Source organism: Rhodococcus sp. 06-1460-1B, from assembly GCF_002258475.1.
GTDB lineage: Bacteria > Actinomycetota > Actinomycetes > Mycobacteriales > Mycobacteriaceae > Rhodococcoides > Rhodococcoides fascians.
Genome location: NZ_NOYS01000002.1, coordinates 1 through 687 on the forward strand (window position 1 = coordinate 1; position 687 = coordinate 687).

The 687-nt window shown below is 62.3% G+C and carries 1 protein-coding gene and 1 pseudogene; both read right to left on the bottom strand.

What is annotated here, in order from left to right; translation table 11 throughout:
- A partial coding sequence (locus tag CH268_RS00240) for an MBL fold metallo-hydrolase (protein WP_094661846.1) occupies positions 1-464 on the bottom strand: 464 nt, incomplete at its 3' end.
- Positions 461-687, bottom strand: a pseudogene (locus tag CH268_RS00245) (S-(hydroxymethyl)mycothiol dehydrogenase); the annotation flags it as partial. The gene CH268_RS00240 and the pseudogene CH268_RS00245, both read right to left, overlap by 4 nt.

Here is a 687-nt window from a genome sequence, read left to right on the forward strand (position 1 = left end):
GGCCCACCGGAGAACAACGTGTCCCCCGAGAACAACTGACCCGCCTCGGGCAGATACAGACAACTCGACCCCGGCGAATGACCGGGAGTATGCAACGCCACGATCTCCGTCCCCGCGACGGTGATCCGCTGACCGTCCTCGAGCACCGAATGCCCGACGCCCGGATGCGTCTGCTCCCACAACACATCATCGGCCGGATGCAACAGAATCGGCGCATCCAACTCCCCCGACAACTGCGGCGCAACCGTCACATGATCGTTGTGACCATGCGTACACACGATCGCCTGCACGTGCCGACCGGCGACCGCATCGACGATCGGACCGGCCGTATGCGCAGCATCGACGATCACCACCTCGTCGTCGTCACCGACCAACCAGATGTTGTTGTCGACCTCCCACTCGCCACCATCGAGCGCGAACGTCCCCGACGTGACCACCTTCTCGACCCGCAACTGCCCGCTCACAGGACCACCACCGAACGCAGCACCGTGCCCTGATGCATCTTCTCGAACGCCGCCTCGATATCACCCAAACCGATCCGTTCGGTCACGAACTTCTCCAGCGGCAACCGACCCTGCTCGTACAGATCGACCAACATCGGAAAATCCCGCTCCGGCAGGCAATCGCCGTACCACGACGACTTCAACGACCCACCCCGGGAAAAGAAATCGATCAACGGCATCTCCA